Origin of the sequence: Rivibacter subsaxonicus (assembly GCF_004217215.1) — a bacterium.
GTDB lineage: Bacteria > Pseudomonadota > Gammaproteobacteria > Burkholderiales > Burkholderiaceae_C > Rivibacter > Rivibacter subsaxonicus.
Window position 1 is genome coordinate 350,158 of the sequence record NZ_SHKP01000004.1, and the last position, 22,470, is coordinate 372,627.

A 22,470-nucleotide genomic window follows, 5' to 3' on the forward strand; every position below is an offset into this window, starting at 1 on the left:
GGTCACCAGCGCAGCGCCGCCGTCTGCACGGGCGCGTCCCACAGCGACGCGAACTCGTCGTCGAGCAGGGTCACGGTGAGCGAAGCGCCGGCCATCTCGAGCGAGGTCGTGTAGTTGCCGACCAGCGAGCGCACCGGCTCCAGCCCGTGCTGCCGCAACTGCCGCGACGCGACGTGATGCAGCAGGTAGAGCTCCATGAGTGGCGTGCCGCCGAAGCCGTTGACGTGCAGCAGCAGGCGGCGGCCGCGCTCGGGCCGCAGATCGCCGAGGATGGCTTCGAGCAGGGTCGCGACGATCGCATCGGCCGGCATGTGGGCGGCGCGCCGGCGCCCCGGTTCGCCGTGGATGCCGACGCCGACCTCGATCTCGTCGGGCCCGATATCGAAGGTCGGGCGGCCGGCGGCCGGCACCGTGCAGCTGGTGAAGGCGACGCCCATCGAGGCAGTCGCGGCATTGACCCGGTCGCCGAGCGCCTTGCATTCGGCCAGCGTGGCGCCGGCCTCGGCGGCGGCGCCGACCATCTTCTCGACCATCAGGGTGCCGGCAACGCCGCGCCGGCCTGTGGTGTGGGTCGAGTTCTCGACCGCAACGTCGTCATTCACAAGCACGGTGGCGTTGTCACCCGGCAGCATCTCGCTGGCCATCTGGAAGTTCATCGTGTCGCCGGCGTAGTTCTTGACGATGAAGAGCACCCCGGCGCCGGACTCGACCGCCTCGGCCGCGGCCAGCATCTGGTCGGGCGTCGGCGAGGTGAACACCTGGCCCGGGCACGCTGCATCGAGCATGCCGCGGCCGACGAAGCCGGCATGCAGCGGTTCGTGTCCCGAGCCGCCACCGGAGATCAGTGCCACCTTGCCGGCTCGGACCTGCCTGCGCGCGACGAAGGTCGGTTCGAACTCGACCCGCAACAGCTCCGGATGCGCCTCGACCAGGCCGGTCAGCGATTCGCGCAGCATCGCGTCGACGTCGTTGACGAATTTCTTCATGACGGGCTCCTGAGCAACGATTGGCAGACGGCGGTGATCGCGACCTCGCAGGTCTTGGACCCGGGATCCACGTGGCCGAGCGCCCGCTCGCCGAGAAACGAGGCGCGACCCTTGCTCGCGATCATGTCGCGCGTTGCGAGCATATTGTGTTCGGCCTCGGCGCTGAGCAGGGCGCAGGCCTCGGCGAGCGGCAACTCCTGCTCGGCAAACTGCACCAGCTGCCGGGCCGCAGGAATCAGCACGTCGAGCATGGTCTTCTCGCCGAGATCGGCCTTGCCGCGCACCTTGATGGCCTCGACGCCGGCCATGAACGCAGCGGCGAACTGGCGCCGATCGGGCGTGTCTTGCGCGGCGAGCGACTTGCCCATCGCTAGGAACAGGCTCGAGATCAGCGGTCCCGAGGCGCCGCCGATGGTCGACAGCAGCTTCGTGCCGATGCGGTTGAACGCCGCCGCCGGCGGCAAGGGCTCCAACTCGTCGCGCATCGCCGCCAGCACCTCGAGGCCGCGACGGATGTTGATGAAGTGATCACCATCTCCGATCGCGCGGTCGAGTGATTCGATCTGGCTCTCGTTGGCGAGGATCGCCGCTTGCACCGCGAACAACGCGTCGACGATGTCTTGCGTCTTCATGGTGTCTCTCCCGGGGCACGGCCGATCGTGTCGGGCAGGCGTCGTCCTGCCGTATCGAAGTACAGGCAACTCGCCGCCGGGAACGCAAAGCGCGCGCTCGAGCCGGGTTGCAGCGGACGCTCGAGCAGCGTTCGCGCATGCACTTGCACGCCGTCACGTTCGGCGACGACCTCGTGCTTCACGAGCGAGCACTCGACGATGCGGAACTCGGCGCCGTCGCCACCGATCGCCACGTCCTCGGGGCGGATCGCGACGCTCGTCGCGGCGGCCGGTACCTGGCCGTTGAACCAGGCGCGCGGCAGCACGTTGATCGACGGCGAGCCGAGCCGCTGCGCGACCGCCAGCGTGGCCGGGTTGGTGTAGACCTCGAGCGGGCTGCCGACCTGCTGCAGGCGGCCGGCCTCGAGGATGCCGATGCGGTCGGCCAGGGTCGTGGCCTCCACGTGGTCGTGCGTCACGTAGATCACCGTCGCGCCGGTGTCGTGCTGCAGCCGGCGCAACTCGACGCGCATTTCCTCGCGCAGCTTCGCATCGAGCGAGGACAGCGGCTCGTCCATCAGGAACACCCGCGGGCGGCGCACCAGCGCGCGGCCGATCGCGACGCGCTGCATCTCGCCACCGGAGAGCTCGGTCGGGCGGCGCTCCAGCTTGCTCTCGATGTGCAGCATCTCGGCGACCTCCTGCACGCGGCGGCGGACCTGCTGCGGATCGATGCGGCGCAGCGGCGCGCGCAGCGGGAACGCCAGGTTGTCGAACACGCTGAGGTGCGGGTAGAGCGAGTACTGCTGGAACACGAAGGCGCAATCGCGCGCGGCCGGCAGCAGCGCGGTGACATCCTCGCCGTCCATGCGCACGCGGCCGCGGTCGGGTCGCTCGAGGCCGGCAACGAGCCGCAGCGTGGTGGTCTTGCCGGCGCCGCTCGGGCCCAGCAGCACGAAGAACTCGCCGTCGTCGATGCGCAGGTCGAGCCCGTCGACTGCTCGCACGGCGCCGAAGGAGCGGCCGATGCCTTCGAGTTCAACGCTGGCCATGGCGGCGACCCTCGTCGTGGGCGCGGGTCGTCGCGCTGGCCAGGCGCTGCCCGGAACTGGCGTCGAACAGCAGCACGCGCGCGCGCTCGAACTCGATGCCGACGCGCTCTCCCGGCCGCGGCCGCAGTGCCTTGTCGACCATCGCCTTGAGCGACCCAGCCGCGGTGCTCAGTTCGGCGATCCAGTGCGATCCGAAGTACTCGACCTGCACCACCTCGCCGGCGAGCGTGGTGCCGCTTGGGTTGGCAAGGCGCACATGCTCGGGCCGCACGCCGAGCAAGGCGGTTGCGGCCGTCGCCTCGACACGCGGCACGGGCACGGCGCTGCCGGCGAGCAGCACGCTCTCGGCCCCGGGCTGCACCGCGCCCTCGACGCGCAAGGTATTCATCGGCGGGCGCCCGATGAAGCCGGCCACGAACAGGCAGTTCGGGAAGTGGTAGATGCCGGCCGGGTCGTCGCACTGCAGGATGCAGCCCTCGTGCATCACGACGATCTGGTCGGCCAGCGCCATCGCCTCGTTCTGGTCGTGCGTGACGAAGACCGTGGTCGTGCGCAAGCGGTCGTGCAGCTTGCGCAGCTCGACGCACATCAGTTCGCGGAACTCGGCGTCGAGCGTGCCGAGCGGCTCGTCCATCAGGAAGGCCTTGGGCTGGCGCACGATCGCGCGGCCAAGCGCCACACGCTGGCGGTCGCCGCCCGAGAGCGAACCGATGCGTGAGGCGAGCAGATGCTCGATGCGAAGAATTGCCCCGACGTCGCGCACGCGCGAGTCGATCTCGGCGCGCGGCAGGCCCTCGTTGCGCAGCGGGAACTCGAGGTTTCCGCGCACGCCCAGGTGCGGGTACAGCGCGAAAAGCTGGAACACCATCGCGATGTCTCGCTCGCGTGGACGCAGGTAGGTGACGTCCTGGCCGTCGAGCGTGATCGATCCGGAACTCGGGTACTCGAGGCCGGCCAGCATGCGCAAGGTGGTGGTCTTGCCGCAGCCCGAGGGGCCGAGCAACACGACGAACTTGCCATCCTCGAGCCGCAGCGACGAATCGTGCACGGCGACGAAGTCGCCGAAGCGCTTGTGCAACCGCTCGATCAGGATCTCGGCCATGGCCTATTCCCGCGGCGGCAGCTTGCCCGCCACCGTGTAGCCCGCCACCCCGACCAGCAGCACGGCAAAGGAGTAGCGGTACAGGTCGATCGACCAGGGCTGCATCAGCATCACGAGCCCGGCGCCGATCAGCACGATGGCGACCGGCTCCCAGCGCTCGCGGACGAGCCAGCGACGCGTGCCCGGTGTCGCGGCCTTCATTTGCGCAGCGCTCCGAAGGTGATGCCGCGCAGCAGGTGCTTGCGCAGCAGCACGGTGAACACGAGCACCGGCAGTACGAACAGCGTGGTGCCGGCGGCCATCGCAGGCCAGTCGAGCCCACCCTCGCCGATGATGGTCGGGATGAAGGGCGGCGAGGTCTGCGCGGCGCCGCTGGTCAGCAGCAGGGCGAAGGCGTACTCGTTCCACGCGAAGATCAGGCAGAAGATCGCGGTCGTCGCGATGCCGGTCGTGGCCTGCGGCAGCACGACCTTCACGAAGGCCTGCCAGCGGGTGTAGCCGTCGACCATCGCGGCCTCCTCGTACTCGCGCGGGATCTCGTCCATGAAGCCCTTGAGCAGCCAGACGGCCAGCGACAGGTTCACCACCGTGTAGAGCAGGATCAGCCCGAGCCGGGTGTCGGAGAGCCCGAGCGCGCGATACATCAGGAAGACCGGAATGGCGACCGCGATCGGCGGCATCATCCGCGTCGACAGGATGAAGAACAGCCAGTCGTCCTTGCCCGGCACGCGAAAGCGCGAGAACGCGTAGGCGGCCAGCGTGCCGAGGCTTACCGCCAGCAAGGTCGAGCCGAAGCCGATGACGACCGAGTTGAGATAGCGGTCCGAGAAGCGCGAGGGGCCGGCGAGGATCATCTGCTGCTCGCGCACGAGCTCTTCGTACCAGCTGGTGGCTGGTGGCAACGCCGCCAGTTCCGCCGGCGCCACACGCGAGCGGGTCGTGAACAGGTTGACGTAACCGACCAGCGAGGGCGCGGCAAGCACCTTGGGTGGGTAGGCGATCGCGTCCTGCGGCGTGCGCAGGCTGGTCATGAAGATCCAGAGCAGCGGGATCAGCGAGACGAGCGCGTAGCCGATCACGACCGTTGCGGCGAAGGTGCGCGCGCGCCGCGTCGGCTCCAGCGGGCTGTGGACGGCGTTTCTCAAGTGGCCCCCGGGGCGCGGCGGTGGCTCATCTCTGCTTCACCCGCTCGAGGAAGCGCACGGTCACCAGTGACAGTCCGTAGATCGCGACGAACATGATGATCGCGAGCGCCGAGCTGTAGCCGGTGCGCCATTTCTCGAAGGCCTCGCGCTTGAGCTTGATCGACGCCAACTCGGTCACCGATCCGGGGCCGCCGTTGGTGAGTTGGTCGACCAGGTCGAACATCTTGAAGTTCTCGATCAGGCGGAACAGCAGCGCGAGGATGATGAACGGCAGCACCATCGGCAGCGTGATGCGCCAGAACGTGGTCCATGCGCTGGCGCGGTCGATCTCGGCTGCTTCGTAGAGGTAGGACGGGATCGAGCGCAGCCCGGCCAGCAGCAGCAACATCACGTAGGGCGTCCACATCCAGGTGTCGACCAGCACGATCGCCCAGGGTGAAAGCGTCGTGTCGCCGAGCATCGTGAAGCTGCCGGTCCTGCCGAAGGGGGTCCCGAAGAAGCCGACGATGTAGTTGAAGATGCCGTACTGCGGCTCGAAGAAGTATTTCCAGAAGGTGCCGACCACGGCCGGCGCCAGCATCATCGGCAGCAGGATCGCCGTGCTCCAGAAGCTGTGACTGCGAAAGCGCCGGTTCAGCAGCAGCGCAAGGGCGAAGCCAAGCAGCAACTGCAGCGTGATCGACCAGGTGAGGAAATGCGCGGTCGCGCGCATGTTCTCCCACACCGCCTCGTCATTGAGCACGCGCCGGTAGTTGTCGATGCCGACCCACAGCACGTCGGCGTTCGGACGGTTGGCGCGGAAGTTCGTGAACGAGAGCCAGATCGTCCACAGCAGCGGAAAGATGTTGAAGGCCAGCAGCAGCGCGATGGTCGGGCCGACGAACAGCCAGCTCAGCGCGCGGTCCGACAGGCCGCGGTATGGCCTGCTGCCGAGCTTCATCGGTCCCGCGCCGGCCCGCGCCGCCCCGGCGCCCGGTGTCGGGGCACCGGGCCGGAGCACGGCGAGCGCTGCGCCGGCGTCGTCTTGCAGGGCCCGGTGCATGGGGCGATCACTTGATCTTGCCGTCTTCCGTGAAGACTTCGGTCCAGTCCTTCAGCAGCCCGTCGAGCGCTTCCTGCGGTGTGCCCTTGCCGGCGACGACGTAGTCGTGGGTTCGCTTTTGCATTGCCAGCAAGAGCTGGGCGTAGCTGGGCTCCTGCCAGAAGTCCTTGACGATCTTCATCGAGTCGAGGAAGACCGGCGCGTAGGAGGTGCTCGTTGCGAAGCCCGCCTTGCCGAGCACCGCGTTGTGGCAGGAGAAGCCGCCCGAGTCCCACCACTTCTGCTGCACCGCCGGCTGCGCGAACCACTTGATGTAGTCGAGCGCCAGGTCCTTCTTGTCCGAGTACTTCACTACCGAGATGCCCTGGCCGCCAAGCTGGGCCGCGGCGATCTTGGCCTTGGGCATGACGAAGAAGCCGGTCTTCTCGCCGCCGACATTCGGGTCCTTGGCGATGCCCGGGAAGAACGCGATGAAGTTCATCTGCATCGCGACCTGGCCCGACTTGTAGGAGTCGAGGTCCTCCGTCATGTAGGCGTTCGCATGGCCGGGCGGCGTGCAGCAGTCGTAGAGCTCCTTGTAGAACTTGAGTCCGGCCACCGCCTCCGGACTGTTGATGTAGCCCTTCATGTCGTAGGGCTTGGCCGGGTTGTCGTAGCGCATGCCATAGGCGTACATGGTGTTGGTCACGCCCATCGTGATGCCTTCGGAGCCGCGCTCGGTATAGAGCGCGGCGCCGTAGACCTTCTTGCCGTCGATCACGCGGCCCTGGAAGAACTGGCCGATCTGCTTGAACTCGTCCCAGGTGGCGGGCGGCGCGAGGTCGCGGCCGTACTTGGCCTTGAACTCCTTTTGCAACTCGGGGCGGGCGAACCAGTCCTTGCGGTAGGTGAACGCGACCGCGTCGCCCATCGCCGGCAGCGCCCAGTAGTTCTTCGTGCCCTTGGGCCAGGTCGAGTAGCCCTCGACGGTGGCCGGCATGAAGTCGCTCATCTTGATGTCGTTCTTGTCGAAGAACTCGTTGAGCTTGATGTAGTGGCCCTCGGTCGCTGCCGAGCCGATCCACTGGCTGTCGCCGATCAACAGGTCGCACAGCTTGCCCTTGGAGTTGAGCTCGTTGAGCATGCGCTGCGCGAAGTTGGGCCAGGGCACGAACTCGTACTTCATCTGGACCCCGGTCTTGGCAGTGAAGTCCTTGCTCAGCTCGACCAGGGCATTGGCCGGGTCCCAGGCCGCCCAGCAAAGGGTGAGCTGCTTCTGCTGGGCCTGCGCGGCCGCCGAGAAGAGGCCCGTCGCCGCCAGCAACCCTGCGCCCAGGGTCAGTCGCTTGTTCCAGCACTTCATCCTGTGTCTCCTGTGATGACAGACGGCGCTTGCCGCCTGCGAGGGATGCCCGCCAAGCCCCGGCACGATGCCGGCCACCGGCGCCGCGGGAATCGGCACCGGTCTGCCATCAAAATTAAACCCATCAATAAATACATCAATTACGGCAAACCCTGAGGCGGCCCCCGTCAACCTGGGGCAAGCTCGCACCGTCAAGCGTCGACGTCGGGCTTGGCAGGCTGACAGGCAGTCTGCCGGGGCCGCAATGATGTGTTTTCTGAGGCCTTGACTCTGAGACTTGCCGTGGCTGCGTCCGTCACCATCACCCAGATCGCCGAAGCCGCCGGTGTCAGCAGCGCGACGGTCGACCGCGTGCTCAACAACCGCCCCGGTGTGAACCCGGCGACGACCGAGCGCGTGCGCGATGCGATGCGCCAGCTTGGCGCCGGCACGCCGGTGCGCGGGCGCCCGCGCTCGGTTGCCGGCTACCGCTTCGCATTCGTGCTCCCGGCGGCGCGGCGCGGCTTCTTCGACCAGGTGGATCGCGTCATCGCGCAAGCGGCTGGGGACTTTCGCCACCAGCACATCACCGAGACGACGCGGCGGCTGCCGGCCCACGATGGCGCCGCCTTTGCCGAGGAACTCGCGCGGCTTGGCGATCTCGACGGCGTCGCGCTGCTGGCGCCGGACATGCCGATGGTCAAGCTCGCGATCAACGAACTGGTGCGCAGTGGCGTGCACGTGGTGACGCTGTTCTCGGACGTCGCCGGGTCGATGCGCGAGACCTTCGTCGGTGCCGACAACCGCGCGGCCGGTCGCACGGCTGGCCTCCTGCTCGGTCGCAGCCTCGGCCCCGCGGGCGAGGGCCGTTGCGCGCTGCTGGCGCCGGCGACGCGCTACGCGGCCGAGATCGATCGCGGCATCGGCTTCGCCCAGGTGCTGCAGGAGCGCTTCCCGCGCTGTAGTCTGCTGCGCGTCGACGACATGCCGGAATCGGACGAAGAGGTCTGTCGGCGCACGCTCGAGGCGCTGGCGCCAAACGGCGTCGACGCGCCCGTTGCCGCGGTATACAACGTCGGACCGGGTAGTCACGGCGTTCATCGCGCGCTGTGCCAGTTGGCCGAGCAGCAGGCCGGCGGCCTGCCGCCGATGGTTGCCCACGACCTGCTGGACGTGCACCGGGCGATGCTGGTCTCGGGGGCACTGAGCTTCGTGCTGCAGCAGGATGTCCACTACGCCGTGACCACCGCGGCGCGCGTGCTGCGCGCGCTGTGCGATGGAGTGCGAGGAGCGCTCGCGGTGAGCAACCCGCGCGTCGAGATCCTGAGCGTCGAGAATCTCGCCTGAGAACGGCGTAGCGTCGGCCGTTCCTGTTGCCCGGCCTGCGGTGTCGGGATCGACTAACCTGCTACAACTGCACATGAGACGCACTGCCTCGGATCTCACCCGATGAACGCACCCCTGCCGAGCACCGCTGCGCTGCTCACTTCGAACGGACCCGCCGACGACGAGGCCGGCACGCCCGTGTCGGTGAAGATCCGCGAGCGCATCAAGGCCGCCAACGAGCGCTTTCACGCCAACGACAACATTGCCGACTTCATCGAGCCGGGCGAGCTCGCGGCGCTGCTCGACGAGGTGCAGGCCAAGCTCAAGGGCGTGCTCGACTCGCTGGTGATCGACACCGAGAACGACCACAACACGCGCGACACCGCGCGCCGGGTGGCCAGGATGTACGTCAACGAGGTGTTCAAGGGCCGCTACGTCAAGGCGCCGTCGACCACCGAGTTTCCCAACGTCGAGCGGCTCAACGAGCTGATGATCGTCGGCCCGATCACGGTGCGCAGCGCCTGCTCGCATCACCTGTGCCCGATCATCGGCCGGGTCTGGATCGGCGTCATGCCCAACGAGCATTCCAACCTGATCGGCCTGTCCAAGTACGCGCGGCTGACCGAGTGGATGATGAGCCGGCCGCAGATCCAGGAGGAGGCCGTGACCCAGGTCGCCGACCTGCTGCAGGACAAGATGAGCCCCGACGGCCTGGCGCTGGTGATGGAGGCCGACCACTTCTGCATGCAGTGGCGCGGCGTCAAGGACATGGACTCCAAGATGATCAACAGCGTGATGCGTGGCAGCTTCCTGAAGGACCCGAACCTGCGTCGCGAATTTCTGGCCCTGATCAACAACAAGAAGAGCTGACCATGCTCGTCCGCCTGCTCTATGCCAGCCGTGCCGCCGAACCGGTGACGCACGTCGTGATCGACTCGATCCTGGCCCAGTCGCGCGCCCACAACCCCGAACTCGGCATCACCGGCATCCTGTGCTGGGGCGGCGAGATGTTCATGCAGGTGCTCGAGGGTGGCCGCACCGAGGTCAACCAGCTCTACAACCGCATCGCCGGCGACGCCCGTCATCGCGACCTGGTGCTGCTGCACTACGAGGAGGCGGCCGAGCGCCGCTTTGCCGGCTGGACCATGGGCCAGGTCAACCTGGCCAAGATCAACCCGTCGATCGTGCTCAAGTACAGCGAGCGACCGACGCTCGATCCGCATGCCGTCTCGGGCTGCGCCTCGATGGCGCTGCTCGAGGAACTGATCGCCACCGCGTCGATCATCGGCCGCGCCGGCTAGCGCGCCGCCGTGCGCTGTGTCGCGCTGGGGTTAGCCCCACCGTAAAAGTCCCACCATGAGCCGAGCCCGGAAATGCCGGGCGGGCCATGGCGCAAACCTGCGGGCATCGACAAGATGCCGATGTCGCCGGCATCCGGTCGTCGGCGCGAACAACGATCGAGGAGACCCGCATGCGCATCCACGCCACCGTACGTCCCGTGCTCGGCTGCCTGGCCGTGGCCGCCGCGCTCACTGGCCCGGCCCTGGCCCAGCAGAACATCGACAAGCTCAAGCAGATGAAGGTCTCGGGCACCGACCTCAACATCCCGCCGGTGCCGCAGACGGGCAAGAACGCCGACGCGATCCGCGAGAACCTCAAGCGCGTGAAGCTGCCGCCCGGCTTCAGGATCGAGTTGTTCGCGATCGTGCCCGACGCGCGCCACATGGCGGTCGCGCCGAGCACCAACATGCTGTTCGTCGGCACCCGCAAGACCAGTGTCTGGGCGGTGACGGATCGCAACTCCGACGGCGTCGCCGACGAGGTCAAGGCCTTCGCGCCGAGCCTGAACTTCAAGGTGCCCAACGGCGTCTGCTGGACCAAGGACGGCTTCCTGATCGTCGCCGAGCACAACCGCATCCTCAACTTCCCGGCCGCCGAGTTCTTCTACGAGGGCCCCGACGTCGCGGTCATCGAGGTGGTGCCGCAGGGCAAGCTGATCCCGGTCGAGGAGGAGAGCTACAACCACGGCGCCCGCACCTGCCGCGTCGGCGCCGACGGCATGCTCTACGTGACGCTGGGCCAGCCCTTCAACGTGCAGCCGCGCGACAAGCTCAAGCTCTACGACGAGGTCGGCATCGGCGGCATCGTGCGCCTGAACCCCTTCGACGGCAGCAAGCGCGAGGTCTTCGCGCGCGGCGTGCGCAACTCGGTGGGCCAGGACTTCAACCCCAAGGACGGCACGCTCTGGTTCACCGACAACCAGACCGACGGCATGGGCGACGACATCCCGATGGGCGAGATCAACCGCGCCACCAAGGCCGGCCAGTTCTTCGGCTACCCGTGGATCCAGGGCAAGACCCGCATCACCGAGTTCGGCTACGACAAGGACGCGCTGCCGCCCAACATCGTTGCCGCGCAGGTGCTGACCGAGGCCCACGCGGCCGATCTCGGCATGAGCTTCTACAACGCCAAGCAGTTTCCGGCCAAGTACCAGGGCGGCTTCTTCTCGGCCCAGCATGGCTCGTGGAACCGCACCAAGCCCAACGGCGCGCAGGTGCTGTTCACCTCGCTCAAGCCCGACGGCACGGCCGACAAGACCGAGTCCTTCGCCAGTGGCTGGCTCGACGACAGCACCGGCACCTTCCGTGGCCGGCCGGTCGACGTGGCGGTGATGAAGGACGGCTCGCTGCTGGTCTCCGACGACTACGCCGGCGCGATCTATCGCATCACCTACAGCGAGGCCAAGGCGGCCAACTGATGGCGCGCGGCGCACTGGCGACAACGACGGCGGCACTGGCACTGTTGGCAGCTGGTGCCGCCGGCGCGCAGTCGCCGGCGGTCGAGGCTGGCCGCCAGAAGGCGCAGATGTGTGCCGCCTGCCATGGCCCGCTCGGCCTGGGCAGCGCACCCGATGCGCCGCACCTGGCGGGCCAGCCGGAGATCTACCTCGCCGCCCAGCTCAAGGCCTTTCGCAGCGGAGTCCGCCGTCACGAACAGATGAACGTGATGGCCAAGGCGCTCAGCGACGAGGACATCGCCGCGCTGGCAGCCTGGTACGCCTCACTGAAGATCGAGGTGCAGCCGCCGCGCTAGCCTCGGGGCGCTTCACGCTTGCATCGCAGGCGGTGGGGCGCAACTATGGCGTCCATTGAGTTCGTCGCCGACGAGATGCCGTGTCGGGTGCTCACAATGCACGGCTGGGGCGGCTCGATCCGCTCCCGCGACAAGAACGAGGAGACAAGCTCATGCACCCGAGCCGATTACCAGCAAGATTCACGGGGCCCTTGCGCTGTGCCGTTTCACTGCTGGTCGGGGTGGGTGGCGGCGCGCACGCGCAGACAGCCGCCGCGACGCTCGAACCGGTGATCGTCGTCGGCAGCGGCTTCGAGCAGCGTGCCTTCGAGACGCCGTACTCGGTGTCGGCGGTCGAGCGCGAGGCGATCCGCGCCGGCGGGCCGATGGTCAACCTCTCGGAGTCGATGGCGCGGGTGCCGGGCCTGATCGTCGCCAACCGCAGCAACTACGCACAGGACCTGCAGATCAATTCGCGCGGCTTCGGTGCCCGTGCCACCTTCGGCGTGCGCGGCCTGCGGCTCTACACCGACGGCATCCCGGCCACGATGCCCGATGGCCAGGGTCAGGTCTCGCACTTCGACCTCGCTGGCGCGCAGCGCGTGGAAGTGCTGCGCGGCCCCTTCAGCGCGCTCTACGGCAACAGCTCGGGCGGCGTGATCGCGCTGGTCAGCGCGCCGGTCGACAGCCGCTACGGCGAGGTCGCGCTCGACGGCGGCAGCTTCGGGCTGCGCCAGGCACGGCTGACGGCACAGGCACCGTTCGGCGACACGCCCGGCCGCGGCCTCGACCTGCGCCTCGGTGCCAGCTACTTCGAGATCGACGGCTTCCGGCCCCACAGCAGCGCCGAGCGCACGCTGGCCAACCTGCGCGCCGGCTGGACCGGCGACGCCGACACGGTCGTCGTGAGCCTGAACTACCTCGACCAGCCGGCCGACGATCCGCTCGGCCTGAGCCGCGAGCAGTTCGACGCCGACCCCTACCAGACCACCTCGCAGGCCTTCACCTTCGACACCCGCAAGCAGGCGCAGCAGGAGCAGCTCGGCGCGCAATGGCGGCACCGCTTCGACAATCTCGGCCCGCTCGCCGAGAGCGCGCTCACCGCCTACGGCGGTCGCCGCTCGGTGACGCAGTGGCAGGCGATTCCGGTGCTGACCCAGAACAACCCGAATCCACCTCCGTTCACCACGCGCCACCCTGGTGGCGTGATCGACTTCGACCGCAGCTACGCGGGCGTCGACGGCCGGCTCGTGCTGCGCTGGGCGCTGGAGGACGAGCGCAGCGCGAAGCTGGTGATCGGCGCCACCGCCGAGCGTAGCAGCGAGGACCGGCGTGGTTACGAGAACTTCATCGGCGACCCGCTCGCGCCGAGCGCGATCGGCGTCACCGGCCGGTTGCGGCGCGACGAGACCAACAGCACCCGCAGCATCGACGGCTACGCGCAGGGCGAGATCGAGTTCGTGCGCAACTGGGTCGCGACCCTGGGCGTGCGCAGCGGCACGATCCGCTTCAAGGCCGAGGACCGCTACATCGTCGGCACCAACGGCGACGACTCGGGCGAGCGCGAGTTCAGCTACACCAACCCGGTCGCCGCGCTGCAATGGCGCGCCGCGCCCGGACTCAATCTCTACCTCAGCGCCGGTCGCGGCTTCGAGTCGCCGACCTTCAACGAGCTGGCCTATCGCCCCGACGGCCAGGCCGGCTTCAACGCCGACCTGCAGGCCCAGACCAGCCGCCAGCTTGAGCTCGGCGCCAAGTGGCGCAACGAGTCGCTCGGCCTGAGCCTGGACGCGGCGCTGTTCGAGGCGCGCACCGACGACGAGATCGGCGTGGCCACCAATGCCGGCGGACGCAGCAGCTTTCGCAACGTCGGCCGCACCACGCGGCGCGGCGTCGAGATCGGCGGCGCCTGGGCCATCACCCGCGAGTGGCGCACCGCCATCGCGCTGACCTGGCTCGAGGCGCGCTACGACGACGGTTTCATGACCTGCCTCGCCGCGCCCTGCCTGGTGCCGAACGTGCCGGTCGCGGCCGGCAACCGCATCGCCGGCACCACGCCGCGGGTGGGCTACGCCGAAGTCGCCTGGCGGCCGCTGGCCGATACCGAACTGGCCGCCGAGTGGCGCGGGCAGGGCGCGACGCCGGTCAACGATCTCAATCGCGACTTCGCGCACGGCTTTGCTACCGTGGCGCTGCGCGCGAGCCAGGGCTTCGACCTCGGCGCCGGCGGTCGCATCGAGGCGCTGGCGCGCATCGACAACCTGTTCGACCGCGTCTACGCCGGCAGCGTCATCGTCAACGAGGCCAACAGCCGCTTCTTCGAACCCGGCGCGCCGCGCAACTACTACCTCGGGCTGAAGTGGCGCCTGGGCTTCTAGTGCCGACTCACCGCTGAGGCTTGCGGCCGATGAACAGCTTGCCGCCGCGCAGCAGGGCGTGGCGATGCACGAAGGGTTCGACCGCGGTGAACTCCTCGAGCTCGAAGCCGGCATCGACGATGTGCTGGCGCACGTCGGCGCCGAAGAACTTGATGTGGTCCTCCTGGCCGAAGTGCAGCAGGCGGTCGTGCGCCGACGTCACCGCGGGGTTCTCGTAGGTCTGCGCCCAGCCCTCGATGATCGGGAAGGTCAGCAACGCGACGCCGCCTGGCGCCAGCACGCGATGCATCTCGCGCAGCGCACGGTGATGATCGACATGCTCGAGCACGTGGTTGCAGAGGATGGCGTCCTGCGAAGCATCGGCCAACTCGATCTGCTCCAGGTTGAGCGCCACGTCGGGCGGCTGCGGATTCAGGTCGGCACCGATGTAGCTCGCGCTGATCGGCGTGATGAGCTTGCGCAGGATGGCCTCGGGCGCGAAGTGCAGCACGCGCCGGCCGCGCAGCAGACCTTCATTGGCGTGCAGCCAAAGCGCGAACAGGCGGTGCCGCTCCATGCTGCCGCAGCCGCGGCAACGAGCGTCCGGCCGTGGCGGTATGCCAAAGGCGCTGAAGCGGCCTCGATAGCCGCACAACGGGCATTCGCGCTCGTAGCGTCCGCTCAACGACTGCAGCACGCGCAGGCCGTACCTGAGGTCTTGAAGGGGGCCGAAGCGTAGCGACATGCGCACAATCCTCGAGCGATCCGTGGGCGATGCGATCGAGTATCTCAGTTGCTGCCACGCGCCGCCGCCGGCAACACCCCACAATCGCAGTGCCGCCAAACAGCCTCGCGCCTTGCCCACTCTCGCCCTGGCCCTCGTTCTTGCCGCCGCGCTGCTGCACGCGCTGTGGAACCTGGCCGCCAAGCGGGCCGGCGGCGACCACCGCTTCGTGCTGCTGGTGGCGCTGATGATCGGCGTGCTGTGGGCACCGGTCGGCCTTTGGGCGGGCTGGGATGCGGTGCCGCTCTGGGGCTGGCAGGAGTGGGGCATCGTGCTCGCCAGCGGGCTGGTGCACTTGGCCTACTTCACCGTGCTGCTGCGCGGCTACCGGGCCTCGGACCTGACCGTGGTCTACCCGCTGGCGCGCGGCACCGGGCCGCTACTGACGGCGGTGCTGGCGGTGCTGCTGCTCGGCGAGTCGATCGCCGCGCACGCGGTGGCCGGCGTGCTCGCCGTGACGCTGGGCGTGTTCCTCGTGGCCGGCGGGCCGCGCATGCTGCGTGCGTTGCGGCGCGGTGGCGGCCTCGGCGCCGAAGAGGCACTGGCGCACCGCCGAGTGCGGCTCGGCATCGGCTACGGCTTCGCCACCGGCGTGCTGATCGCGGGCTACACGATGATCGATGGCGTGGCCGTCAAGCTGCTGCTGATCTCGCCGATCCTGGTCGACTACTTCGGCAACGTGATGCGCATTCCCTTCGCGTTGCCGGCCGCGCTGCGCGACCGCGCCGGCACGCTGGCCGCCTGGCGCGCCCAATGGCGCTGGGCGTTGGTGGTGGCGCTGCTGAGCCCGGCCGCCTACGTGATGGTGCTGTACGCAGTGCGCATGGCGCCGCTGTCGCTGGTGGCGCCGGCGCGCGAGGTCTCGATGCTGTTTGCCGCCGTGCTTGGCGGGCGTCTGCTCGGCGAGGGCGACGTGATGCTGCGCATTGCCGGCGCGGCCTGCATTGCCGGTGGCGTCGCGGCCCTGGCGATCTGAACGCGCATGCCGCGATGACGCTCGGCCATCAAGCGCTGTTCGGCGTCGACTTCACCAGCGCACCGCGCCGCGCCAAGCCGATCACTGTGGCGCGTGGCCGGCTCGACGCTGGCGGCCGCGTGCATCTGCACGACGTCGAGGCCTTGCCCGACTTCGCCGCCTTCGAGCAGATGCTTGCCGCGCCCGGCCCCTGGCTCGGCGTGTTCGACCTGCCCTTCGGCCTGCCGCGCGAACTGGTGCTCGCGCTCGGCTGGCCGCAAACCTGGCCGGCGCTGATGCGGCACTACGCCGCGCTGCCGCGCGAGCAGATCCGCGAACGCTTTGCCGCCTTCTGCGCCGCGCGCCCGGCCGGCGCCAAGTTCGCGCACCGTGCCTGCGACGGCCCGGCCGGATCGAGCCCGTCGATGAAGTGGGTCAACCCGCCGGTGGCCTTCATGCTGCAGGTCGGCGCGCCGCGCCTGCTGAGCGCCGGCGTGCACCTGCCCGGCCTGCACGACGGCGACCGCAGCCGCGTGGCGCTCGAGGGCTACCCGGGCCTGCTCGCGCGCGAGCTGATCGGTCGCCGCTCGTACAAGAGCGACAGCCGAGCGCAGCAGACACCGGAGCGCTTCATCGCGCGCAAGGATCTGATCGAGGCGCAGGAGCAGGGCCGCACGCGGCTGGCACTGCGTCTGAAGCTCAGTCATGCGCAGCGCGACGCGCTGCTGGCCGATGCGAGTGGCGACCGGCTCGACGCGGTGCTGTGCCTTGTGCAGGCGGCGTGGGCGAGTACGCGGGCGGGCTACGGATTGCCGGAAGCGATCGATCCGATCGAAGGATGGATCGTCACGGCATGAAGGCAGCGGAGCCCGTTCCTTCTGCATGCTGTTGCGCGCGCTCGGTCCCCGTGATCACGGGGTCTTGCGGTGGTGCGCGCTTGGCTTTGCATGCCGACCGTCACCGTGATGACACGCTCGTGGCGGCGCTCGGATGACGAGTAGGTAGCAACACGGCTTCCGACGGCGGACGAGGTTCACCTCCCCCTTCAGGAGGACATCGGCCCTGCAATGTTGTCGCTTAACTTGCCGAACACGACGGATGTCCGTCGGGGAGCAAGCGGCATGTCAATAGGCATGACAGCAGTTGCGGCGGGGGCTGAATCACGCGACGTGCGCACCGCGCTACCTGGCGATATGGCAGTCGCCACGAACAGGGCCGCGCCGGCGCCTTCGGGGCTCGTCGCATTGTGTCTGCTGGCGCGGTTGCATCATGTGGCTGCCGAGCCCGCAGCCGTCATGCACCAACTCGGCAAGAGCGCCGGTGCGGCGTGGTCGACCGAGGATCTGTTGCTGGCCGCCAAGCACCTCGGCCTCAAGGCCAAGCTCGTGCGTAGCGACCTTGGTCGGCTGACCCTCACACCGTTGCCCGCCATCGCTCTCCTTCGCGACGGTCGCGTCATCGTCCTGGCGCAGTGCGACGGTCAGCGCGTGCTGCTGCAGGACACCACCGCCGATGGCAATGGCGCTGGCAGCCGGCCCACCATCGAACCCCTCGCTGTCTTTGCAGGGCAGTGGACCGGCGAGCTGATCCTCATTGCCAGCCGCGCCAGCCTCGCCGGTGATCTCGCCAAGTTCGACTTCAGCTGGTTCATTCCCAGCATCGTCAAGTACCGCAAGCTGCTGAGCGAGGTGCTGCTGATCAGCCTGTTCCTGCAGCTCTTTGCCCTGGTCAGCCCGCTGTTATTCCAGGTGGTGATGGACAAGGTTCTGGTGCACCGGGGCCTCACCACGCTGGACGTGCTGGTCATCGGCCTCACGGTGGTCATCGTCTTCGAGAGCGTGCTGACCGCGCTGCGCACCTACGTCTTCAGTCACACCACCAGCCGCATCGACGTCGAACTCGGCGCGCGCCTGTTCCGCCACCTCGTCAACCTGCCGCTGGCCTACTTCCAGGCCCGCCGGGTCGGCGACTCGGTCGCCCGCGTGCGCGAGCTCGAGAACATCCGCAGCTTCCTCACCGGCAACGCGCTCACGCTGGTGCTCGACGTGCTGTTCTCGGTGCTCTTCATCGCGGTGATGTTTCTCTACAGCGTGCCTCTGACGCTCATCGTGCTGGTCAGCCTGCCGCTGTACGTGATGCTGAGCCTGGCACTGATGCCGGTGCTGCGTGCCCGTCTCAACGAGAAGTTCGCGCGCGGCGCCGAGAACCAGGCGCTGCTGGTCGAGAGCATCACCGGCATCCAGACCGTCAAGGCCAGCGCGCTGGAGCCGGCCATTGCCAAGCGCTGGGACGCCCAACTCGCGGCCTATGTCTCGGCCAGCTTCAAGACCCAGAGCCTGGCGACCTACGGCCACGAGGGCATCAACCTCATTGGCAAGCTGGTGGGCGCGGCAACCCTCTGGTACGGCGCTCGGCTGGTGATGCACGGCGAACTGACGGTCGGCCAGTTCGTCGCCTTCAACATGTTCGCGCAGCGCGTGGCGCAGCCCATCATGCGCATGGCTCAGATCTGGACCGACTTCCAGCAGACCGGCATCTCGATGGCGCGGCTCGGCGACATCCTCAACACCCGCACCGAGGTGCCACCGCAGGCCGCGGCCCAACTGCCGCCATTGAAGGGCCAGATCCAGTTCGATCAGGTGGCATTCAGGTACCGGCCCGAGGCACCGCCGGTGCTGCAGGGCCTGAGCCTGGACGTGCGCCCGGGCGAGGTCATCGGCATCGTCGGTCGCTCGGGCTCGGGCAAGAGCACTCTCACCAAGCTGGTCCAGCGCCTCTACACCGCCGAGCAAGGGCGGGTGCTGGTCGACGGCGTTGACATCAGCCTGATCGATGCCGCCCAGTTGCGCCGCCAGATCGGCGTGGTGTTGCAGGAGAACCTGCTGTTCAACCGCAGCGTGCGCGAGAACATCGCGATCGTCGACCCGGCGGCGCCTATCGAGCAGGTGATGCATGCCGCCCAGCTGGCTGGCGCGCACGAGTTCGTCAGCGAACTGCCCGAGGGCTACGACACCATCGTCGGCGAACAGGGCACCGGACTCTCGGGCGGCCAGCGCCAGCGCATCGCCATCGCGCGAGCGCTGTTCACCAACCCGCGCATCCTGATCCTGGACGAGGCAACCAGCGCACTCGACTACGAGAGCGAGGCCATCCTGCAGCGCAACATGGGTGCCATCTGCAAGGGCCGCACGGTGATCATCATTGCTCACCGGCTCAGCTCGGTGCGCCAGGCCCATCGCATTATCGTGATGGACAAGGGCCGCATCGTCGAGGCCGGGCCGCACGAGGCCCTGGCCGACAAGCCCAAGGGTCTGTACGCGCACCTTTGGGCGCTGCAGGCGGGAGCGCCGGCATGAATGGGCAGCAAGCCGTGGTGCCGCGCCACCCAGTCATTGAGCTGCTGGCGCGCTATCGCGCGATCTTTCAGGCAGCGTGGCAGCAGCGCCGGGAGCTTGCCGGCCCCAAGCGCATGGCCGATGAAACGGCCTTCCTGCCCGCGGCACTGAGCCTGCAGGAGACGCCGCCGCATCCGGCGCCGCGCCGGGTGGCGATCGTGCTCTGCTTGCTGTTCGTCATCGCTCTTGCCTGGAGCATCTTCGGGCAGATCGACATCGTGGCCGTTGCGCCCGGCCGCATCGTCGTGAGCGAACGCACCAAGACCCTGCAGCCGCTCGAGGCCAGCGTGGTCAAGCGCGTGCTGGTCAAGGACGGCGACGTGGTGCAGGCCGGTCAGGTGCTGGTGGAACTGGATGCCACCAATGCGAGCGCCGACAAGGCCAGCGTGGAGGAGCAACTGGCCTCGGCAGTCTCGGAAGAATGGCGAGCCACGGCGCTGTTGAGAGCGCTGAAGCTGGGCAAGATGCCAGCCGCGCCGCCGGCCCTTGTCGAGGGGTGGAGCGAGGGTCATCGGGTCAGTGCCAACGGTCAACTCCAGGCCGAGTGGCAGGACTTCACCGCCCGGCTCGCCAAGCTGGGTGCAGAGCGCACCCGGCGTGAAGCGGAACTGGCGACCGTGCGCGAGTTGATCGGCAAGTACGAAGCCACGCTGCCCATCGCCAAGCAACGCGAAGCGGACTTCAAGAACTTGACAGAGCAGGGCTTCGTATCTGGCCACGCCGGCCAGGACCGCATGCGCGAGCGCATCGAGCAGGAGCGCGACCTGGCCACGCAGAAGGCGCGACTGGTCGAAGCTCGGGCCGCGTTGATGGAAACCGAGCAGGCGCGCGCCTCGTACCTTGCAGAGACCGCCCGCGCGTTGAGCGAGCGACAGGCGCTGGCCACGCTGAAGCGCCAGCAGTTCACCCAGGAGCGCAGCAAGACCGAACAGCGCAGCCGGCTGACCCAGCTCACCGCGCCGGTGGCGGGAACCGTGCAGCAGGTGGCCATCCATACCGAAGGCGGTGTCGTCACGCCGGCGCAGGTGCTGATGGTGATCGTTCCCAGCAACGCCGAGGTGACGGCCGAGGTGGTGATCAATAACAAGGACATCGGCTTCGTCAACGCCGGACAGGTGGCGACGATCAAGCTGGAAACCTTTCCGTTCACACGCTATGGGACGGTGGCGGCCACGGTGAAGAGCGTGACGGCCGATGCGGTGAGCGACGAAAAGCGCGGCGCGATCTTCCCGGCCGCGTTGACGCTCGGGCAGGGAAGTATTGATATCGATGGCAAGCGAATCGCACTGAGCCCCGGCATGAACCTCACTGCCGAGGTCAGGACCGGCAGGCGGCGCGTGATCGACTACCTGCTCAGCCCCGTGCAGCGCACGGCCAGTGAGAGTCTGGGAGAGCGATGAGATGAGAGTGCTCGTCATCCATCAGAACTTCCCCGGCCAGTTCGGGCACCTGGTGCAGGCGTGGGCCAAGCGACCGGGATGGGACGTGCGCGCCTTGGGCACGACAGCAGCGCCTGGGTTGCCCGGCTTTGGCGGATTGCTGCGTTACCAACTCGCTCGCAAAGGCCGGCCTGACCAACACCCGTATCTGCGTCAGATGGAGGCGGCCACGCTGCATGGTCAGGCGACTGCCAGGGCGATGCTGCAGCTACGCAAGGAAGGGTTCACACCGGACGTGATCCTGGCCCATCCGGGTTGGGGCGAGACCTTGTATGCCAAGGACGTGTACCCGGATGCGCGGCTGATCCACTTCTGCGAGTGGTACTACCACGCCGACGGTGCCGATCTGGGCTTTGATCCAGAGTTCCCGCTGAGCTTTGACGACCGCGCCCGCATCCGCACCTGGAACGCGCTGCACACGCTCAACCTCACGAACTGCGACGCCGCGGTGACACCCACGCACTGGCAGCGCAGCCGGCACCCCGAGGTGCTGCGGCACAAGATCACGGTGCAGCACGAGGGGATCGCGACACAACTGCTGGGGCCGAACCCCAATGCCGCCATCACAACACCGAGCGGCGTGACGCTCAGGGCCGGCGATCCTGTTGTCACCTATGTCGCCCGAAACCTGGAGCCGTACCGGGGCTTTCACCTCTTCATGCGGGCGCTGGAGCAGATCCAGAGAACGAACCCGCGCTGCCACTCACTCATCGTGGGTGGTGATGGGGTGAGCTATGGCAAACGGCCCAAGGACGCGCCGAATTGGCGTGAGCAGATGCTGCGCGAGGTGAGGCTCGATCCAGCACGCACCCACTTCCTGGGGCGGGTTCCGTATGCCAAGTACGTGAGCGTGCTTCAGGTCTCGGCCGCGCACGCTTACCTCTCCTACCCCTTCGTGTTGAGCTGGTCGCTGCTGGAGGCTATGGCCTGTGGCGCACCCGTTGCTGGATCGGACACTGCGCCGGTGCGCGAGGTCATCCAGGACGGTGACAACGGCAAGCTGATCGGCTTCTTTGACGCGGCCGCACTTGCGAAGGGTGTGGGCGAGCTCATCGCACAGCGATCTGCCTTTGCGCCGATGCGAGAGCAGGCTCGAGCCCGCACGCAGGACTACAGCCACGCGGCCGGACTCGCGGGGTATGACGAACTACTCAATGTCGAGCTGACCTATCCGGTCACGCCCAGCGACGCAATGGATAGAACGAAGGGAATTGCATGCACGACTCAATAGTTCCGCGAATCAGGACTTGCAACCGGGAGCATCAGCGAACTCAGTGGGTGTTGCTTGATGGCGAGCGAGGGAGTACCGAGTGCGGGGGAAGCGCCACCGCACGTCGTGACGCTACCAAGCCTATGGACCGCTTTCCGAGGAGCTCGTCATGAGCGGACTGTTCTTGCTGGTGGTGTTGATCGGCTGGGCCGTTGTTGCGTTCCTCCTCGCGCGCTGGGCCACACAGTTGTTCAAGTCGCCCGGCGTGCGGGTACTGGTCGGCGTCGTCGCGTTTCCGGTACTGCTGCTGCTACCACTGGTCGACGAAATCATCGGCATGTGGCAGTTCGATGCGCTGTGCAAGAAGTACGCAGTGCAAGAAATTGACGAACCACATGCCAAGAATCGCAAAGTCCGCTACGTGCGCCGTGGAGTTGATCGTTATGCGGACGGCACGCTGGTCCGCATTCGCATTGATCCGATCGTCTATCGCGATGCGGAGACTGACCAGATCCTTGTGAGCTACCACACCCTAGAGGCAAAAGGTGGGTGGCTTATCCGCACGCTCGGCATTTCGGAGACGGGTTCGCCCTTGCTGTTCAACGCAGGGTGCGCACCGCCAGACCAAGATGGATTCAAGCAGAACTTCAACATCACTGTAGTCAACTGAGGG

The 22,470-nt window shown here is 67.8% G+C and carries 21 protein-coding genes; 12 read left to right on the forward strand and 9 right to left on the reverse strand.

The features are described from left to right. Positions 1 to 2: 2 nt before the first annotated feature. The 8 genes from dhaK to EV670_RS01635 are packed head-to-tail and all read right to left on the reverse strand — an operon-like array spanning position 3 to position 7,280. The gene (dhaK, locus tag EV670_RS01600) at positions 3 to 986 is read right to left on the reverse strand and encodes a dihydroxyacetone kinase subunit DhaK (protein WP_130430064.1); all 984 of its coding nucleotides are present in this window, start codon (positions 984 to 986) and stop codon (positions 3 to 5) included. Further along, positions 983 to 1,618, reverse strand: a complete 636-nt coding sequence (gene dhaL, locus EV670_RS01605; protein WP_130430065.1) for a dihydroxyacetone kinase subunit DhaL — start codon at positions 1,616 to 1,618, stop codon at positions 983 to 985. The genes dhaK and dhaL overlap by 4 nt, the downstream gene beginning before the upstream one ends. Continuing rightward, the gene (locus EV670_RS01610) at positions 1,615 to 2,649 is read right to left on the reverse strand and encodes an ABC transporter ATP-binding protein (RefSeq protein WP_130430066.1); all 1,035 of its coding nucleotides are present in this window, start codon (positions 2,647 to 2,649) and stop codon (positions 1,615 to 1,617) included. The genes dhaL and EV670_RS01610 overlap by 4 nt, the downstream gene beginning before the upstream one ends. Next, positions 2,636 to 3,751, reverse strand: a complete 1,116-nt coding sequence (locus EV670_RS01615; RefSeq protein ID WP_130430067.1) for an ABC transporter ATP-binding protein — start codon at positions 3,749 to 3,751, stop codon at positions 2,636 to 2,638. The genes EV670_RS01610 and EV670_RS01615 overlap by 14 nt, the downstream gene beginning before the upstream one ends. Positions 3,752 to 3,754: 3 nt before the next feature. Beyond that, the gene (locus EV670_RS01620) at positions 3,755 to 3,952 is read right to left on the reverse strand and encodes a hypothetical protein (protein ID WP_130430068.1); all 198 of its coding nucleotides are present in this window, start codon (positions 3,950 to 3,952) and stop codon (positions 3,755 to 3,757) included. After that, the gene (locus EV670_RS01625; RefSeq protein ID WP_130430069.1) at positions 3,949 to 4,896 is read right to left on the reverse strand and encodes a carbohydrate ABC transporter permease; all 948 of its coding nucleotides are present in this window, start codon (positions 4,894 to 4,896) and stop codon (positions 3,949 to 3,951) included. The genes EV670_RS01620 and EV670_RS01625 overlap by 4 nt, the downstream gene beginning before the upstream one ends. A 25-nt stretch (positions 4,897 to 4,921) precedes the next feature. After that, positions 4,922 to 5,938, reverse strand: coding sequence for a carbohydrate ABC transporter permease (locus EV670_RS01630; protein WP_165393203.1), 1,017 nt, complete (start codon positions 5,936 to 5,938; stop codon positions 4,922 to 4,924). A gap of 7 nt (positions 5,939 to 5,945) precedes the next feature. Then, positions 5,946 to 7,280: an ABC transporter substrate-binding protein gene (locus EV670_RS01635; RefSeq protein ID WP_130430071.1), complete on the reverse strand. Its 1,335-nt coding sequence runs from the start codon at positions 7,278 to 7,280 to the stop codon at positions 5,946 to 5,948. A gap of 282 nt (positions 7,281 to 7,562) precedes the next feature. On the opposite strand from EV670_RS01635, the gene EV670_RS01640 reads away from it, so the two are divergent. The 6 genes from EV670_RS01640 to EV670_RS01665 all read left to right on the forward strand — a co-directional run bounded on the left by EV670_RS01640 (position 7,563) and on the right by EV670_RS01665 (position 14,035). Then, a complete protein-coding gene (locus EV670_RS01640) occupies positions 7,563 to 8,606 on the forward strand; it encodes a LacI family DNA-binding transcriptional regulator (RefSeq protein ID WP_165393204.1) in 1,044 nt (347 codons plus the stop codon). 102 nt (positions 8,607 to 8,708) lie between these two features. Then, a complete protein-coding gene (folE, locus tag EV670_RS01645; RefSeq protein ID WP_130430073.1) occupies positions 8,709 to 9,455 on the forward strand; it encodes a GTP cyclohydrolase I in 747 nt (248 codons plus the stop codon). Between the two features lie 2 nt (positions 9,456 to 9,457). Further along, complete coding sequence (locus EV670_RS01650; RefSeq protein ID WP_130430074.1) at positions 9,458 to 9,886, forward strand: BLUF domain-containing protein; 429 nt, start codon at positions 9,458 to 9,460, stop codon at positions 9,884 to 9,886. Between the two features lie 170 nt (positions 9,887 to 10,056). Next, complete coding sequence (locus EV670_RS01655) at positions 10,057 to 11,343, forward strand: PQQ-dependent sugar dehydrogenase (RefSeq protein ID WP_130430075.1); 1,287 nt, start codon at positions 10,057 to 10,059, stop codon at positions 11,341 to 11,343. After that, positions 11,343 to 11,678, forward strand: a complete 336-nt coding sequence (locus EV670_RS01660) for a c-type cytochrome (protein WP_130430076.1) — start codon at positions 11,343 to 11,345, stop codon at positions 11,676 to 11,678. Before EV670_RS01655 ends, EV670_RS01660 begins: the two co-directional genes overlap by 1 nt. A gap of 152 nt (positions 11,679 to 11,830) precedes the next feature. Continuing rightward, a complete protein-coding gene (locus EV670_RS01665) occupies positions 11,831 to 14,035 on the forward strand; it encodes a TonB-dependent receptor family protein (protein WP_130430077.1) in 2,205 nt (734 codons plus the stop codon). 7 nt (positions 14,036 to 14,042) lie between these two features. Here the strand turns inward: EV670_RS01665 and EV670_RS01670 are convergent, their stop codons facing one another. Beyond that, a complete protein-coding gene (locus EV670_RS01670) occupies positions 14,043 to 14,759 on the reverse strand; it encodes a class I SAM-dependent methyltransferase (protein ID WP_130430078.1) in 717 nt (238 codons plus the stop codon). A gap of 112 nt (positions 14,760 to 14,871) precedes the next feature. Here EV670_RS01670 and EV670_RS01675 point away from each other — a divergent pair, with 112 nt between their 5' ends. From EV670_RS01675 to EV670_RS01700, 6 genes are all read left to right on the forward strand, one after another. Then, positions 14,872 to 15,774: an EamA family transporter gene (locus EV670_RS01675; protein ID WP_130430079.1), complete on the forward strand. Its 903-nt coding sequence runs from the start codon at positions 14,872 to 14,874 to the stop codon at positions 15,772 to 15,774. A 14-nt stretch (positions 15,775 to 15,788) separates the two neighbouring features. Then, on the forward strand, positions 15,789 to 16,610 hold the full coding sequence (locus tag EV670_RS01680; protein ID WP_130430080.1) for a DUF429 domain-containing protein: 822 nt from the start codon (positions 15,789 to 15,791) through the stop codon (positions 16,608 to 16,610). 336 nt (positions 16,611 to 16,946) lie between these two features. Then, the gene (locus tag EV670_RS01685; protein WP_130430081.1) at positions 16,947 to 19,109 is read left to right on the forward strand and encodes a type I secretion system permease/ATPase; all 2,163 of its coding nucleotides are present in this window, start codon (positions 16,947 to 16,949) and stop codon (positions 19,107 to 19,109) included. Further along, positions 19,106 to 20,548 carry an HlyD family type I secretion periplasmic adaptor subunit gene (locus tag EV670_RS01690; RefSeq protein WP_130430082.1) on the forward strand — a complete coding sequence of 481 codons (1,443 nt, stop codon included), beginning with the start codon at positions 19,106 to 19,108 and terminating at the stop codon, positions 20,546 to 20,548. The genes EV670_RS01685 and EV670_RS01690 overlap by 4 nt, the downstream gene beginning before the upstream one ends. Position 20,549: 1 nt before the next feature. Further along, positions 20,550 to 21,818, forward strand: coding sequence for a glycosyltransferase family 4 protein (locus EV670_RS01695; protein ID WP_130430083.1), 1,269 nt, complete (start codon positions 20,550 to 20,552; stop codon positions 21,816 to 21,818). Positions 21,819 to 21,966: 148 nt separating this feature from the next. Next, positions 21,967 to 22,467, forward strand: a complete 501-nt coding sequence (locus EV670_RS01700) for a hypothetical protein (RefSeq protein ID WP_130430084.1) — start codon at positions 21,967 to 21,969, stop codon at positions 22,465 to 22,467. Positions 22,468 to 22,470 lie beyond the last annotated feature (3 nt).

Bases quoted from the DNA above. Each gene is read 5' to 3' on its own strand.
- EV670_RS01685 (WP_130430081.1), top strand. From the start codon at position 16,947: ATGGCAGTCGCCACGAACAGGGCCGCGCCGGCGCCTTCGGGGCTCGTC.
- EV670_RS01635 (WP_130430071.1), bottom strand. From the start codon at position 7,280: ATGAAGTGCTGGAACAAGCGACTGACCCTGGGCGCAGGGTTGCTGGCG.
- EV670_RS01620 (WP_130430068.1), bottom strand. From the start codon at position 3,952: ATGAAGGCCGCGACACCGGGCACGCGTCGCTGGCTCGTCCGCGAGCGC.
- EV670_RS01655 (WP_130430075.1), top strand. From the start codon at position 10,057: ATGCGCATCCACGCCACCGTACGTCCCGTGCTCGGCTGCCTGGCCGTG.
- EV670_RS01630 (WP_165393203.1), bottom strand. From the start codon at position 5,938: ATGCACCGGGCCCTGCAAGACGACGCCGGCGCAGCGCTCGCCGTGCTC.
- EV670_RS01700 (WP_130430084.1), top strand. From the start codon at position 21,967: ATGAGCGGACTGTTCTTGCTGGTGGTGTTGATCGGCTGGGCCGTTGTT.
- EV670_RS01680 (WP_130430080.1), top strand. From the start codon at position 15,789: ATGACGCTCGGCCATCAAGCGCTGTTCGGCGTCGACTTCACCAGCGCA.
- EV670_RS01615 (WP_130430067.1), bottom strand. From the start codon at position 3,751: ATGGCCGAGATCCTGATCGAGCGGTTGCACAAGCGCTTCGGCGACTTC.
- EV670_RS01660 (WP_130430076.1), top strand. From the start codon at position 11,343: ATGGCGCGCGGCGCACTGGCGACAACGACGGCGGCACTGGCACTGTTG.
- EV670_RS01695 (WP_130430083.1), top strand. From the start codon at position 20,550: ATGAGAGTGCTCGTCATCCATCAGAACTTCCCCGGCCAGTTCGGGCAC.
- EV670_RS01665 (WP_130430077.1), top strand. From the start codon at position 11,831: ATGCACCCGAGCCGATTACCAGCAAGATTCACGGGGCCCTTGCGCTGT.
- EV670_RS01690 (WP_130430082.1), top strand. From the start codon at position 19,106: ATGAATGGGCAGCAAGCCGTGGTGCCGCGCCACCCAGTCATTGAGCTG.
- EV670_RS01670 (WP_130430078.1), bottom strand. From the start codon at position 14,759: ATGTCGCTACGCTTCGGCCCCCTTCAAGACCTCAGGTACGGCCTGCGC.
- dhaL (WP_130430065.1), bottom strand. From the start codon at position 1,618: ATGAAGACGCAAGACATCGTCGACGCGTTGTTCGCGGTGCAAGCGGCG.
- dhaK (WP_130430064.1), bottom strand. From the start codon at position 986: ATGAAGAAATTCGTCAACGACGTCGACGCGATGCTGCGCGAATCGCTG.
- EV670_RS01650 (WP_130430074.1), top strand. From the start codon at position 9,458: ATGCTCGTCCGCCTGCTCTATGCCAGCCGTGCCGCCGAACCGGTGACG.
- EV670_RS01610 (WP_130430066.1), bottom strand. From the start codon at position 2,649: ATGGCCAGCGTTGAACTCGAAGGCATCGGCCGCTCCTTCGGCGCCGTG.
- folE (WP_130430073.1), top strand. From the start codon at position 8,709: ATGAACGCACCCCTGCCGAGCACCGCTGCGCTGCTCACTTCGAACGGA.